We start from the raw sequence: 13,001 nt of genomic DNA, 5'->3' as shown, positions 1-13,001 counted from the left end.
CCGACCCGGCCACGGGCCTACCCTAGACCCTAGGATTTCGGCAGGACTTCGTCGCCCTTCATGCCGCGCGATTCGAGCAGGCGGCGAAGACGCTTGAGCGCGTCCATCTGGATTTGCCGCACGCGCTCCCGCGTCACGCCGATCTCGGCCCCCACCTGCTCCAGGGTCGAGCGTTCAAACCCGTGAAGCCCGAACCGCCGCACCAGGACCTCGCGCTGCTTGTAGTCGAGTTCCCCCAACCACTCCTCCACCAGGTGCTGGATATCCTGGTCTTCCAGCAGAGACGACGGCTCCTGAGCGTTGACGTCGGCGAGGATATCCGTCAGGGATCGCTCGCCATCCGGTCCTGGCGGCAGATCCATGGAGGTCGAGGGCTCCGACATCGCCCTCAGTTTCTGGACCTCGGCCACCGGCTTGCCCAGACGTTGCGCCAGTTCCTCTTCCGTAGGGTCGCGCCCCAACTCCTGGGTCAGGTTGCGCGCGATACGTGCATGCATGCGAAGTTCCTTGCTGACATGCACGGGTATGCGAATGGTCCGGCCCTGGTTCATCAGGGCCCGCTCGATCGTCTGCCGGATCCACCACGTCGCGTAAGTCGAGAAACGAAAGCCCCGCTCGGGGTCGAACTTCTCGACCGCATGCATCAACCCGAGATTGCCCTCCTCGATCAGATCCAGTAGCGGGAGACCACGATTCAGATAGCGCCGTGCGATCTTCACCACCAGGCGGAGGTTGCATTCGATCATGCGCCGCCGACCCGCTTCATCGCCGTCCCGTGCCAGACGCGCGTACTTGCGCTCCTCCTCGGGGGTCAGCAGCGGCCGATACTCGATATCGCGCAGATAGATCTGGATCGCGTCGAGCTCGGCTGGACGCGCATCGCGCAGCGTGCGGGGGCGCACTGGCAAATCCTGTTCCGGGGAAAGCTCCTTCTCGTCATCCGGCGCAGGCAATACGCCGTCTTCCGGATTACCCTGATCCGTCGCCAGGGGATCACCGTTCGCACGTAGTAGATGGTCCGGATCTCCTCCACTCGACAGACCACTTTCCTCGCCCATCAAGTGGTCTGCGTCCGTCTCCGAGTCGACCGGTTTCCGGGATTTCGCCATGGATGAACTGTACTCCCTGTTAAGCCGGGCTAGTGAGCCACATGCTGGCGCATACGTTTACCCATGCCTCCCGCTGCGAACCCACCGCTGCAGCCAGCCGCGGCGCTCGACCGGCACAACCGATGTCCACGCACCTGGAGGCCCGACAACGCGGATCCAACCACCAAAGGCCCCCTCAAGCCGCTGACCGAGGGAGCGCGCCCCGCGGGCCTGAGACAAACGACCGCGATGTTAAGTACCCATCCATTGATCAGTGTTTCCCTAGCGGTCCGGCAGATACCGCGTCGGATCCACGGGCGTCCCGTCCACCCGTATCTCGAAATGCAGCATGGGCCTTTCCGCTCCGGATGACCCCAGGCGCGCGATGGTGTCACCGGCCTCGACCTGATCCCCTTCAGCCACCAGCAGCTCGTCATTGTGGCCATAGGCGCTCAGGAAGCGCGCATCATGTTTCAGGATTATTAGTCGACCATACCCCACGAGGCCGCCACCTGCATAGACCACCTCACCGCTCCGCGTTGCACGTACGTCGTCACCGCGTTCTCCGCCAATGGCCAGACCGCGCCGGGCCCCGCTGCTCGAGAAGTTGCGCAGCACGTCGCCGTCGGCTGGCCATTGCCAACCGCCCGGGTCATCCGGCGGTGGCTCAGAGCGCGTGGATTCCCCGGCGCTGCCATCGTCGGCGTCGCTCCGGGTCGCGGTCCGCGTTTCTTCCTGCTCCCGGCGGGGGGCTTCGGGGGGGGACGAGCGCGCGCCACCGCGCAGGCGCAATTCCTGGCCGGGATAGATAATGTACGGAGCGCTGATCGCATTGCGCTGGGCCAGTTCACGCCACTCCAGACCGTAGCGTTGCGCAATGCGGTACAGAGTCTCTTCGCGCTGAACAGTATGTGTCTCGGGGACCCGCTCGCCCGTGCGCGGCGAATCGGGTGCCGGGCTGGGCGCCCGCGCGGCACAGCCGCTGAACAGCGCGATCACCAGCCCGGCGATCGCCACCAGTGCAACTGCTTGTCCCAATGCCCGTGTCAAGGGACTATTCCATGAACCAGACGATCGCGATCGCACCCAGCAGCACCACCACGCCCGCCCAGCCAATTCGCTCCATATAGGGTCGCAGATGCCGTTCGGCGCGCGGACCCGCCCACGCCATGACCAGCGCCACCAGGAAGAACCGCAACCCCCGCCCGATCAGCGAAGCGATCACGAATGGAATCAGGGCCATGGACAAGGCCCCGGCCGTCACCGTAAACAGCTTGTAGGGTATCGGCGAGAACCCGGCGATCAGCACGACCCAGACCCCCCATACCGCAAACCATGCCTCCGCCTGCGCGAGCTCCGCGCCATATCCCCAGCGCTCCAGCCATGGCCCGATCCATTCGAACGCCGCCCACCCGATCAGAAAGCCCAGCAGCCCCCCCAGCACGGAGAAGATCGTGGTCAGAGCGGCCAGATACCATGCTGACCGCGGACGGGCAGCCGCCATGGGCGCCAGCATGACATCCGGCGGCACCGGAAAAAAGGAAGACTCGGCGAAGGAGAGCGTTGCCAGATAACGTGGCGCATGCCGGTGCCGGGACCACTGCATGACGCGGTCATAGAGCGGCTCAAACAGCTTCATGCGATATCCCGTCGGCTGGATCGGTCATGCTCGGCCATACCGGCACCTTACTGCTCCGCACCGGGCAACATCGGTACGAACATCACCGCGTCGAGGATATCGCGCACGTAGGCCTCTTCGGTGCGCGTGTAGCGCACCAACTGCTGACGCCCGTCCGGTCCCTCGACGGGGGCAACGAGACGACCATTGAGTGCGAGCTGGGTCAGCAGGGTTTCCGGGACGTTGTGTGGAGCGGCAGTCAGGAGGATCCCGTCGAAGGGCGCCCGCTCGGGCCACCCTTCCGCCCCGTCACCATGGCGCAGATTGACATTGTTGATCCCCAGTCGACTCAGCAACTCCCTCGCGTTCCGACTGAGCGCCTGGATACGCTCGACGGAGTACACCCGGTCCACCAACTGCGCCAGCACTGCCGCCTGATACCCCGAACCCGTACCGATCTCCAGCACCGTGCTCACCGGGCCGCCCTCAAGCAGCGCCTCGGTCATGCGCGCCACGATAAACGGCTGCGAGATCGTCTGCCGGTGGCCAATGGGCAGCGCGATGTTCTCGTAGGCACGGTGGCTCAGCGCCTCTTCCACGAACAAATGCCGGGGCACGGCACGGATGGCTTCCAGCACCCGGCGATCCTGAATGCCCTGTCCCTCCAGCAAACGAATCAGCCGCTCCCTCGCCCGACCCGACGTCAACCCGGCCCCACGCGCATCAGGAACCATGGTGGCTCCCGGGCGTTGCATCCTCCAGCCAGCGACCCACCGTATCGATGGCGTCGTAACGCGTTAGGTCCACCTGAATGGGAGTCACCGACACATATCCCTCTCGCACCGCATGAAAATCCGTACCTGGGCCTGCGTCCTGCTCCGAACCTGCCGGGCCCACCCAGTAGATCGGGCGCCCGCGTGGATCGGCGTCCGCGATCATCGGCTCGGCACGGTGCCGATTACCCAGGCGCGTCGCCTGCACTCCGCGAATCTCCTCGCGAGGCAGATCAGGGACATTGACGTTCAGGATCGTCGCTGCCGGCAGTGGTACACGATGAATCCGGTCCAGCAGGTTGAGGACGACCTGTCCGGCTGCCGCGTAATGTTTCAGGTCTGTACCGACCAGCGAGACCGCAATGGCCGGCAACCCCAGAAAACGGCCTTCCATCGCCGCCGCAACCGTACCCGAATAAAGCACGTCATCCCCCATGTTGGCGCCGGAGTTAATCCCCGAGATCACGACGTCCGGCTCCCAGTCCCCGAGCAGACCGGTCAGCGCGAGATGCACACAGTCAGTCGGCGTTCCGTCCACCTGGATCCCTTCCCCTGCCACCTCGCGGGCACGAACGGGCCGCACGAGCGTCAGACTGTTGGAGGCGCCGCTGCGATCTCGATCCGGCGCGACGACGCGCACCTCCGCGACTTCACGCAGACAACCCGCCAGGCACTGTATGCCGGGCGCATGGATACCATCATCGTTACTTACCAGAATGCGCATGCGGATTGGGGTCGCTGGGAAGATGCCTAATATACTGGAATCGGAACAGGGCGCGTGATCATGAACCTCGCACTCCCGAGGCCCGTCTCCGTCCACGCCACTGAAAACGCGAGTATCCTGCCATGAACTCCGGCGACGATCCCAACCAGATGTCCAACGACGCGGACGAATTCCTGCGCGCGATTGGCGATGTGCGACGCCTGCAGCATGACCAGGCCGATACGGGCAAACCCCGCCCGCCCGCACGGGCACGCCAGCGGGACCGTGACGAGGCCGCTGCCCATGCCGACTGGCTCAGCGACCCGATCGGTGCATCCGATCTGCAGCCGGGTGACGAGCTCCGCTACGCCCGCAACGGCATTAGCCAGCGTGTGTTCCGCAAGCTGCGAAACGGGCACTACCGCGTGGAAGACGAGCTCGACATGCACGGGATGTTCGCCGAAGAGGCCAGACAGGCCATCGCCCTGTTTCTCGATCAGGCGCGCGAACGCGGGAGGCTCTGCGTGCGCGTGGTCCACGGAAAGGGTATGCGCTCCCGCCAGAAAGGACCGGTACTGAAGGGCCTGACCGATCACTGGCTTCGCCAGCGCCAGGATGTGCTGGCGTTCTGCTCTGCGCCACCCACCGATGGTGGCACCGGGGCTGTGTATGTCCTCCTGAAACGGCACGCAGCAAAACCCCGTTAACGCAGCGTTAAGGCGCCCTCCAGCTATACTTCAGTCACATATTCCCATTTACTGATCGTTGACCTTAGACTGGTTCCAGGCTGGGAAGGCAAGGCGGGCCTGGTTCACATTTTTCCCGTCCCGATCCTTGCAAATCCCCAGAACTCGTACCATTATCCGTACAAGTATTGTATAGCCCCGTGGGGCGCAACGGACCGTGCATTGGGAGGCCCTATTCATGAACATCTGGAAACTAGCCCCGATCGCCCTTGGCCTGGCCGCATTCGTGGGCACAAGTGGCCACGCCCTTGCCGACGAGCAGAGCAAGGCGATGACCGACGAACAGCTGCAGGAGCGCATCGCCGAAACGCGCGCCGCCATCGAGCAGTTCGCCAGCACCCTTCAGGGTGAACTCGTCGCCGCAATGGAAGAAGGCGGCCCCACCCAGGCCATCGAGGTGTGTAACGAGCGGGCCCCCGAAATCGCGGATGACATCGCCGCCGACACGGGCTGGGAAGTGGGCCGCACCAGCCTGAAGATCCGCAACCCCGACAACAGTCCGGACGAGTGGGAACGAATCCAGCTGGAACACTTTGAGTCCCAGCATGCCGACGGCATCCCGGCCAATGAACTCGCCCCGCGCCACGAAGTGGTCGAGGACGAGGACGGCGCCCGCTTCCGCTTCATGTCGGCGATTCCAACCGGTGGTGCCTGCCTCGCCTGCCATGGCACGGACATCGACCGGGACGTGAAACACGCCCTGGAACGCCTGTACCCCGATGACCAGGCCACAGGCTACAGCGAAGGCGAGGTTCGCGGTGCCTTCACCATCACGCAAGAGATGTAAAGTACCCGACAGCAACACCCTTGAAAGGCCGCCTCCGGGCGGCCTTTCTCCTGTCCGACGCTAGAACCACCCCCGCATCGGGGAACATTCGTGATAACTTCGAAGCACCGGGTTAGCCAGGGCGGTCGCCCCTCAAGGACGCTCCCGCCGGGTCGCCCAGAAAACGAATGTGACCGAACCATGACACGAACGATTGATGCCGAGCTCCTGGCCCTCGCGGTCGACGCCTCCAACGACGGCGTCGTGATCGCCGAACGCGAAGGCGACGACCACATCCTGATCTACGTCAATCGCGCTTTCGAAGAACTGACCGGTTATCGCTCGGAGGAGATCCTCTACCGCGATTGCCGCTTCCTTCAGGGTGACGACACCGATCAGGAAGCGCGCGCCGAGATCCGCGCCTCGATACGGGAGAACCGGCCCTGCCGCGTCACGTTGCGCAACTACCGCAAGGATGGCTCGTTGTTCTGGAACGAGCTGTCGCTCACACCCGTGTTCAACGACGAAGATCACCTGACCTACTACATCGGCATCCAGAAAGACATTACGGCCCGGATCGAGGCCGAGCAGCGCGCCGAAAAAGCGGAACAAGAGCTCAGGCAAACCGGGGCCCGTTCCGTCTGACCGGCAGGCCACTACAGCGCGAGGGCTTCAGGTGCCTCGCTGATCAGTGCGTCAAGAATACTGGTCGCGTATTCGCCGGGGCCGAGCTCAAGCTCCAGCCTCAAGTCATCTCCCTGCCACTCCCAGCCGAGTGAACCGGGAAGCATCCTGAGGGCACGGCGTGCCGGCTTCACGCCCTGGACCTCAAGACCCGACGCCAGGGTCTCGAAACGTCGGGCGCACTCCGCCTCCCGAATGCGCACATCGCCTGTCGTTAATGCCTCTCCGCGACCCCATAGCGGGCCCGTCGGGTGAATCGCCCCTTCCACCAGGCGCTGCTCGATATCCGCGGTCACCTCGGGAACCGCGAACACACTGCCGGACCCCTGGAACGTCGCCACGTCGCCCGGCAGAAACCGTGCCCAGGTATCGTCAGCCACACGCTCGGCCAGCACAGCATTGAAGATCGCGGAACGCGCCGCTGACAGCAGCAGGCTGCGCTGGTTGCGCCCCCGGGGCGCCCTTCCGCCGCCCAGCCACTGCTCGGCCTGTTCCAGGTTGCGGCGGCCGAAGCGCTGCTGACCGAAATAGTTCGGCACCCCCTGCTCCCGGATACGCCGAAGGATCTGTTCCGCCATGTCGCGATCGCCCGCAACCTCGCGCAGCCAGACGACAAAGCGGTTCCCCGCGAGGTGTCCGGTGCGCAGCTTGCGCGAATGCCGTTCGGCACGCATCACCCGAACCTCGCCGTCCGCGTGTTCGCCCAACCGCTCCATCAAGCTCGCCGGAGATTGCCAGTCCGGTTCGGCCGCGGCCCTGCACTGCACGCTGAACCACTGCCGCGTGACGGCCTGCCGGTCCTTGCGCCCGGCATAGCTCACCTGGCCCCGCGGCACCCCGCACGCCCGCCCCAGCGCGACGGCAACATCCTCGGTGTTGAGCAAGCGCTTTTCGATCTCCAGCCACAGATGCTCGCCACTGCCCTCTGGCTCGGTCGCGGGGCGTTCGAACACGCAGAAATCTTCCGGAGCCGTTTTCATCCGCCCGGTAATCGGCGGCGACCACGGGTACAGCGGCCTTGTCGTCACGTTCCCGCCCCTCGCGGCCTCGACGGCTCGGCGACGTTGTCGCGCAGATAAACGGGCTGGGCCTGTTCGGGCGGGATGGCTTCGCCCCGTTCCCAGGCATCCACGGCCAGCACAGCGACCTCGCGCGCTCGCGGCAGCGCATCCGGACAGAGCCGTTCCTCGCTCAGGCCGCTGCGTTCGACCAGTTCGGGATAGGCGGCGAACCCGGCGCCAATGCCCCGATCCGGAGTGCCGCGCCAGGCGGGCAACACCTGACTGGGTGCCGTGACCTGCTCCGGCGCAGCCTGCGCACGCCCGTCGACCATCGCATGCAGGCTCCAGTACACCTCGCCCATGCGGGCGTCGAGGGCCGCAAGCACCTCGCCCGGCGGGGCATCGGGCCGTTCACTCACGATCTGCTGTGCGAGCGCCTGCAGGGTCGATATCGGGATGACCGGACAATCCAGGGCGAAGGCCATCCCCTGCGCAACGCCCAAGCCGAGGCGGACACCGGTGAACGCCCCGGGGCCACGCCCCACGGCGACGGCATCCAGGGACGTGCGAGCGATATCCGACCGAGCCAGCAGCTCCTCCACCTGCCGGAGAATCAGCTCGCCATGCTGGCGCGGGGCGCGGACCTCGACGCTTTCCAGGACGCCGTCCACCCACAAGGCGGCGGAGCACATCTCGGTACAGGTCTCGATGGCGATCAGTCGCATCCCACACGCTCCCGGGCGGTCGCGAGAAACTGCAGCGCCGCAATCGGATCCCGCGTCCGATAAAACGGTGGAAGGCTGGCCAGGAACCGGCGCCCATAGGACTTTCCAGTCAGGCGGGGATCACAGATCGCGAGGATGCCGGAGTCATTGGCATCGCGAATCAGGCGCCCGGCCCCCTGCTTCAGGGCCAGCACCGCCTGCGGCAGGCTGAACTCCATGAACGGCGAGCGACCTTCGGCCTCCAGCGCCTGCGCGCGGGCCTGCAACACCGGATCGTTCGGCGCCGCAAACGGCAGCCGGTCGATGATCACCACCGACAGGGCCTCGCCCCGGATGTCGACGCCCTCCCAGAAGCTGTGGGCCCCCAGCAACCAGGCGTTCCCGCTCTCGCGAAAGCGCGCGAGCAGGTCGTTCCGGGGCTGCTCGCCCTGCACCAGCAGTTCGCGGTCGGGCAGCTCGGCCCGCAGCAGTGTCGCCGCTTCCTGCAGGGCACGATGGCTGGTAAACAGAAAGAACCCGCCACCCGGGTTATCGCGCAGCAGCGGCCAGGCCCAGGCGACACAGGCCCGCGTAAAGTCGGGGCTGTTCGGGTTGGGCAGCGGCGGCTGCGGATGCACCAGACAAGCCTGGCGGCCGAAGTCGAACGGGCTTTCCAGGCGCTCCTGGGCGACATCCACAGGAAGGCCCAGCCGGCGCGCGGCGTGGCTGAAATCTTCCCCAACGGCCAGCGTCGCCGAGGTGAATACCCAGGCGGCGGGGCGTGCGGCCCGCCGTTGCGCCAGCGGTCGCGCGGCATCCAGCGGCGTCCTGTGCAGGATCAGGCTCTGGGCGAAGCGCTCCACCCAGGCCACGGTATCCGGCGTATCTTCGCGCCAGGCCTGCAGGCGTTCCCGCATCAGCAGTACACGCCCCTGCACCTGCTCGAGGCCGGGCCCCCGTTCGACGGCCGGCGCCAGGGCATCAACCAACGTGCAGAGGGCCTTGTCCAGTTCTTCGATCGACGGGTCCATCCGGCCCCTCTCGTTCACCGCATCCCAGGCGGCGCGGGCGTCCATGCCCTGTGTCGCATCGAGCAGCGTCTTCACCACGGTCTCGAGATCTACCGCGGCCTCGCGAATCGCCACCATCTCCGGGGCGGCCTGCTCTTGCTCCCGACGCACGTCCCGCGCCAGGTCGCGCAGCGCCCGGCTTCCCACAGCCACGCCAAAGAATGCCCCGGCGATCTCCGGCAGCTGATGCGCCTCGTCCACGATCACGGCATCCACTTCCGGCAGAAGTTCGCCAAAGCCCTCTTCCTTCAGCGCCATGTCGGCCAGCAGGAGGTGGTGATTCACGACCACGACATCGGCGTCCTGTGCGCGCTTGCGCGCCTGCACCACAAAGCAGTCGTTGTACTGCGGACACTCGCCGCCCAGGCAGTTGTCGACCGTGGAGGTCACCTGTGGCCACAGGGGCGAGTCTTCGGCCAGTATGCCGGCCTGTCCAAGATCGCCGGTGGGATGGGTGCGCGCGAACTGACGCAGCGCTTCGATCACGGGCATGCGCTCGCGCCGGGCGCCACGCTGCGTCTGCCCCCGGGCCTCGGCGGCAGCGAGTTCCAGGCGGTAATGGCACAGGTAGTTGGCGCGGCCCTTCAACAGTGCGGTGCGCGGACGGTAGCCCAGCGCCTCGCATACCGTTGGCAGGTCACGATCAAAGAGCTGGTCCTGCAGCGTCTTGGTGCCCGTCGACACCAGCGCCTTGCGCCGTGCCTGCAGGACCGGCACCAGATAGGCATAGGTCTTGCCAACCCCGGTGGCAGCCTCGACCAGCAATGCGGTCGGGGCCTGCCCCAGAGCCGACTCGACGGCCGCCGCCATGCGCTGCTGCGGCTCGCGCGGGCGAAACCCGTGCAGTGCCTCGGCCAAATCGCCCCCGGGACTCAGAGCGCGCACCGCTGCCGACCCGGATTCGACCGTCGCGGGTGATTCAGCGAACTCAGACAACGCCGGTTTCCAGCCTCTGAATGGCCTCCTGGGCCTCCCGAGCGCCTTCTTCGTCACCCATCGCCTCGCGCGCGGCCCAGATCACCCGCCAGTTTTCCAGAGCAAGGGAGCGATCCCGTTCGCCGCCCAGCTGCAGCGAGCGCCCGGCCAGACGGTCCGCCTGGGGGTAATTGCCCTGCTCCAGCCGGATGCGGGCCATCTGGTGCCACAACGCGGCATCGCGCGGGGCAATCCGCAGGGCACGTTCCAGCTGCTGGGTAGCGCGCTCGAGGTTGCCCTCGCTGCGCGAGCCTTCCGCCTGCTCGGCCAGGGCCAGCGCGGCCGACGGCGTGGCCTCCGGCTCCGCAGCAGGCTCGGGCTCCCGCGCATCCTCGTGCGGGATCGGCTCCGGCTCGGGTGCCTCGGCTGCCGGGGGCTGCTCCGGCGCCGGTGCCCGTGTTTCCGGCACCGCACAGGCAGCCAGAAACATCGCAGCCAGCAATGCAGCGAACGGCTGGGGCCGAAGCCACGGGCTCAGGCGCATGGTGGGCATAAAGGTCATCAACGGAACAGTCTCTCGAAAAAGCCTCGTTCGTCCGGGGCATAGCCCGTGTCGCAGTCGGCACGGCCCTCGGGAATGGAATTCTGCCAGAACGGGAGTGCTTTCACCGCCTCGCAGGCATGATCCTCCTCTTCCACACGGAGACCGGACTTCAGGTCAACCTCCTGGTAGGCAACCTCGGGATGATGATCGAGCCGTAGCGACTGGACACCCAGACCGGCCATCACGTCGGCCCAGATGGGTGCTGCAGCCGCCCCGCCAGTCAGGCCCGTCGCTTCATTGTCGTCCATGCCCAGCCAGACCACCGTGACGTAACGATCATCGAAGCCGGCAAACCAGCTGTCGCGGAAGTTGTTCGTGGTACCGGTCTTGCCGGCGACCACTTGTCCCGGGAGACGCTGGGCGATCTGCCGCCCGGTACCCTCCGTGGTCACATCATGGAGGGCGTGGGTCAGCAGGCTGACCGCGCCATCGGGTACGGCCCCTCGCAGTTCCAGACCATAGTGAGACAGGACCTCGTCCTCGAGATCGAGGACATCGCGGATCGCACGGGTGCCGGTCGCATAGCCCCCGTTGGCCAGCGCCTGATACAGCCCGGCCACCTGCAGCGGCGACAACTCGATCGCGCCGAGGGCCAGCGAGGGCAGCGGTGCCGGCGTGCGCTGCAGGCCAAGCGTCTGCAGCACATCAATCAGCTGCGAAATGCCGATCTCTTCGGCCAGCCGGACCGTGGCGACGTTGTAGGACTGTACCAGCGCCTCCCATGCCGTTACTTCGCCCCGGTGTTCGCGATCGAAATTGCGTGGCGTCCAGGGCTCGCCATGCGGCAGCTGGACGGTCATCGGGCTGTCATCGAGCACGGTCGCAAGCGTATAGCGCCCGGGCTGCGTGAGCGCCGCCAGATAGACGAATGGCTTGAGTACCGACCCCACCTGGCGCTGCGCCTCCACCGCCCGGTTGTAGCCCGGATACTGCGGATTCCGGTCCCCCACAACGGCCAGCACCTCACCCGCCTGCGGATCAGTCACGACCCCGGCGGCCTGCAGTCCATCCAGCCTGGAGCCGCGCTGTTCGATCACACGATCCACGCCCGCTTCCAGGCGTTCTTCCAGGGTCAGCTGCACGACCGGGTCCATCGTGGTGAAGATCCGGAGCCCCTCGCTGCGCAGATCCTCGTCCGCGTAGTCGGCGCGAAGCTCGCGACGCACCATGTCGAGAAACGCCGGGAAACGGCTCCGCCCCCGAGGCACAACGGGGGATACATCCAGTTCCGTATCCAGCGCGGCCTCGACCTGTTCGGCATCGGCCAGGCCGGTCTCCAGCATCGCCCGCAGCACCTGATCGCGGCGCGCCTTGGCACGCTGGGGGTGGCGGCGCGGATCGTAGTAACTCGCACCACGGGCGAGCCCCACCAGCAGCGCCAGCTGATCCAGGCGCAGCTCGTTCAGGGGGCGCTGGTAGTAGAACTGCGAGGCCTGACCGAAGCCGTGGATGGCGCGCTCGCCAGCCTGTCCCAGATACACCTCATTGAGATAGGCCTCGAGGATCTCCCGCTTGGAATAGCGGCGCTCCAGCAACAGGGCCATAACCGCCTCGTTGGCCTTGCGCGCCAGCGTCTGGTCCCTTGTGAGGTAGAAGTTCTTGACCAGCTGCTGTGTCAGCGTGCTGCCACCCTGGACCGTCCGGCCCGCCCGCAGGTTCGCCATGGCGGCCCGGGCAATCCCCGCCGGGTCCACCCCACGGTGCGACATGAAGCGCCGGTCCTCGATCGCAAGCAGCGCACCAATCAGTTCGCGCGGCACCTCGTCGATCGAGACCAGGATGCGATCCTGGCCATGGGTCGGATAGATGCTCCCAATCAGCAAGGGCTCGACGCGCATCAGGTCCACCCGCTCGTCGTTCCCTTGCTCGCGGATGGACTGGACCCGTCCATCGCCGAAGTCCACTCGGACCGAATGGGCGGGCTCCGGCCCGTCACCGAAGGTGAAGGGTCGGGTAGTGAACGAGACCCGGTTTCCGTCTACGCGGTATTCGCCAGGCCCACTGCCCTCGGCGCTACTACGGTAGTTCAACGCCTCGAGTTCGGTTTCCAGCGCCTGCGGCGTGAGCACCCGTCCGTCGTAGAGCTCCAGCGGGCGCGCATAGACTCGGGCTGGCAACGCCCAGCGTTGCCCCTCGAAACGCTCGCGGATCTCCTGGTCCAGCGAGACCACGTACACCGCCCCGACCCCGATACCGGCCAACAAGAGCCCGGCAAGCAGCCACGCCCCGGCACCGAAGAAACGGCGCAGGCCTCCAGATGGGGAACCTCGGCGGGAACGGGCAGTACGTTTTCGGGGCATCGGGTATGTGCTAACAGCGGCCAGGAACA

At 66.2% G+C, this 13,001-nt stretch carries 13 protein-coding genes; 3 read left to right on the top strand and 10 right to left on the bottom strand.

Features of this window, described 5'->3' with window-relative positions; all coding sequences use genetic code 11:
• Positions 1–29: 29 nt before the first annotated feature.
• The 5 genes from rpoS to surE form a co-directional block, all read right to left on the bottom strand.
• Positions 30–1,109, bottom strand: a complete 1,080-nt coding sequence (rpoS, locus tag C995_RS0107100) for an RNA polymerase sigma factor RpoS (RefSeq protein ID WP_026278999.1) — start codon at positions 1,107–1,109, stop codon at positions 30–32.
• A gap of 261 nt (positions 1,110–1,370) precedes the next feature.
• Positions 1,371–2,105: a peptidoglycan DD-metalloendopeptidase family protein gene (locus C995_RS0107095; RefSeq protein ID WP_018864262.1), complete on the bottom strand. Its 735-nt coding sequence runs from the start codon at positions 2,103–2,105 to the stop codon at positions 1,371–1,373.
• Between the two features lie 37 nt (positions 2,106–2,142).
• Positions 2,143–2,727 (bottom strand): YqaA family protein, encoded by a 585-nt coding sequence (locus C995_RS0107090; RefSeq protein ID WP_018864261.1) that lies wholly within the window; start codon positions 2,725–2,727, stop codon positions 2,143–2,145.
• A gap of 47 nt (positions 2,728–2,774) precedes the next feature.
• Positions 2,775–3,440 carry a protein-L-isoaspartate(D-aspartate) O-methyltransferase gene (locus tag C995_RS0107085; RefSeq protein ID WP_026278998.1) on the bottom strand — a complete coding sequence of 222 codons (666 nt, stop codon included), beginning with the start codon at positions 3,438–3,440 and terminating at the stop codon, positions 2,775–2,777.
• A complete protein-coding gene (gene surE, locus C995_RS0107080) occupies positions 3,430–4,203 on the bottom strand; it encodes a 5'/3'-nucleotidase SurE (RefSeq protein WP_018864259.1) in 774 nt (257 codons plus the stop codon). Before surE ends, C995_RS0107085 begins: the two co-directional genes overlap by 11 nt.
• 122 nt (positions 4,204–4,325) lie before the next feature.
• On the opposite strand from surE, the gene C995_RS0107075 reads away from it, so the two are divergent.
• From C995_RS0107075 to C995_RS0107065, 3 genes are all read left to right on the top strand, one after another.
• A complete protein-coding gene (locus tag C995_RS0107075; RefSeq protein ID WP_018864258.1) occupies positions 4,326–4,889 on the top strand; it encodes a Smr/MutS family protein in 564 nt (187 codons plus the stop codon).
• A 217-nt stretch (positions 4,890–5,106) separates the two neighbouring features.
• On the top strand, positions 5,107–5,715 hold the full coding sequence (locus tag C995_RS0107070; protein ID WP_018864257.1) for a DUF3365 domain-containing protein: 609 nt from the start codon (positions 5,107–5,109) through the stop codon (positions 5,713–5,715).
• 180 nt (positions 5,716–5,895) lie between these two features.
• Positions 5,896–6,339: a PAS sensor domain-containing protein gene (locus C995_RS0107065; RefSeq protein ID WP_018864256.1), complete on the top strand. Its 444-nt coding sequence runs from the start codon at positions 5,896–5,898 to the stop codon at positions 6,337–6,339.
• 11 nt (positions 6,340–6,350) lie between these two features.
• Here C995_RS0107065 and truD read toward each other — a convergent pair whose 3' ends face one another.
• Genes truD through mrcB form a run of 5 tightly spaced genes read right to left on the bottom strand, consistent with a single transcriptional unit; the run spans position 6,351 to position 12,972 of the window.
• Positions 6,351–7,391: a tRNA pseudouridine(13) synthase TruD gene (gene truD, locus C995_RS0107060; protein WP_081618884.1), complete on the bottom strand. Its 1,041-nt coding sequence runs from the start codon at positions 7,389–7,391 to the stop codon at positions 6,351–6,353.
• An 11-nt stretch (positions 7,392–7,402) separates the two neighbouring features.
• Positions 7,403–8,104 (bottom strand): tRNA (adenosine(37)-N6)-threonylcarbamoyltransferase complex dimerization subunit type 1 TsaB, encoded by a 702-nt coding sequence (gene tsaB, locus C995_RS0107055; RefSeq protein WP_018864254.1) that lies wholly within the window; start codon positions 8,102–8,104, stop codon positions 7,403–7,405.
• Positions 8,095–10,038, bottom strand: coding sequence for an ATP-dependent DNA helicase (locus C995_RS0107050; protein WP_026278997.1), 1,944 nt, complete (start codon positions 10,036–10,038; stop codon positions 8,095–8,097). Before C995_RS0107050 ends, tsaB begins: the two co-directional genes overlap by 10 nt.
• Before the next feature lie 43 nt (positions 10,039–10,081).
• A complete protein-coding gene (locus C995_RS0107045) occupies positions 10,082–10,630 on the bottom strand; it encodes a tetratricopeptide repeat protein (protein ID WP_018864252.1) in 549 nt (182 codons plus the stop codon).
• Positions 10,630–12,972 (bottom strand): penicillin-binding protein 1B, encoded by a 2,343-nt coding sequence (mrcB, locus tag C995_RS0107040; RefSeq protein WP_038070561.1) that lies wholly within the window; start codon positions 12,970–12,972, stop codon positions 10,630–10,632. Before mrcB ends, C995_RS0107045 begins: the two co-directional genes overlap by 1 nt.
• Positions 12,973–13,001: the final 29 nt, after the last annotated feature.

It is taken from the genome of Thioalkalivibrio sp. ARh3 (genome assembly GCF_000377265.1).
Lineage (GTDB): Bacteria > Pseudomonadota > Gammaproteobacteria > Ectothiorhodospirales > Ectothiorhodospiraceae > Thioalkalivibrio > Thioalkalivibrio thiocyanoxidans.
The sequence above is the reverse complement of the archived record's forward strand: the minus strand, read 5'-3'. Positions and strand labels throughout refer to the sequence as shown.

What these genes read in the sequence shown, in the direction of transcription:
- rpoS (WP_026278999.1), bottom strand. Translation starts at nt 1,109, where the DNA reads ATGGCGAAATCCCGGAAACCGGTCGACTCGGAGACGGACGCAGACCAC.
- C995_RS0107090 (WP_018864261.1), bottom strand. Translation starts at nt 2,727, where the DNA reads ATGAAGCTGTTTGAGCCGCTCTATGACCGCGTCATGCAGTGGTCCCGG.
- C995_RS0107075 (WP_018864258.1), top strand. Translation starts at nt 4,326, where the DNA reads ATGAACTCCGGCGACGATCCCAACCAGATGTCCAACGACGCGGACGAA.
- C995_RS0107085 (WP_026278998.1), bottom strand. Translation starts at nt 3,440, where the DNA reads ATGGTTCCTGATGCGCGTGGGGCCGGGTTGACGTCGGGTCGGGCGAGG.
- mrcB (WP_038070561.1), bottom strand. Translation starts at nt 12,972, where the DNA reads ATGCCCCGAAAACGTACTGCCCGTTCCCGCCGAGGTTCCCCATCTGGA.
- surE (WP_018864259.1), bottom strand. Translation starts at nt 4,203, where the DNA reads ATGCGCATTCTGGTAAGTAACGATGATGGTATCCATGCGCCCGGCATA.
- C995_RS0107065 (WP_018864256.1), top strand. Translation starts at nt 5,896, where the DNA reads ATGACACGAACGATTGATGCCGAGCTCCTGGCCCTCGCGGTCGACGCC.
- C995_RS0107070 (WP_018864257.1), top strand. Translation starts at nt 5,107, where the DNA reads ATGAACATCTGGAAACTAGCCCCGATCGCCCTTGGCCTGGCCGCATTC.
- tsaB (WP_018864254.1), bottom strand. Translation starts at nt 8,104, where the DNA reads ATGCGACTGATCGCCATCGAGACCTGTACCGAGATGTGCTCCGCCGCC.
- C995_RS0107045 (WP_018864252.1), bottom strand. Translation starts at nt 10,630, where the DNA reads ATGACCTTTATGCCCACCATGCGCCTGAGCCCGTGGCTTCGGCCCCAG.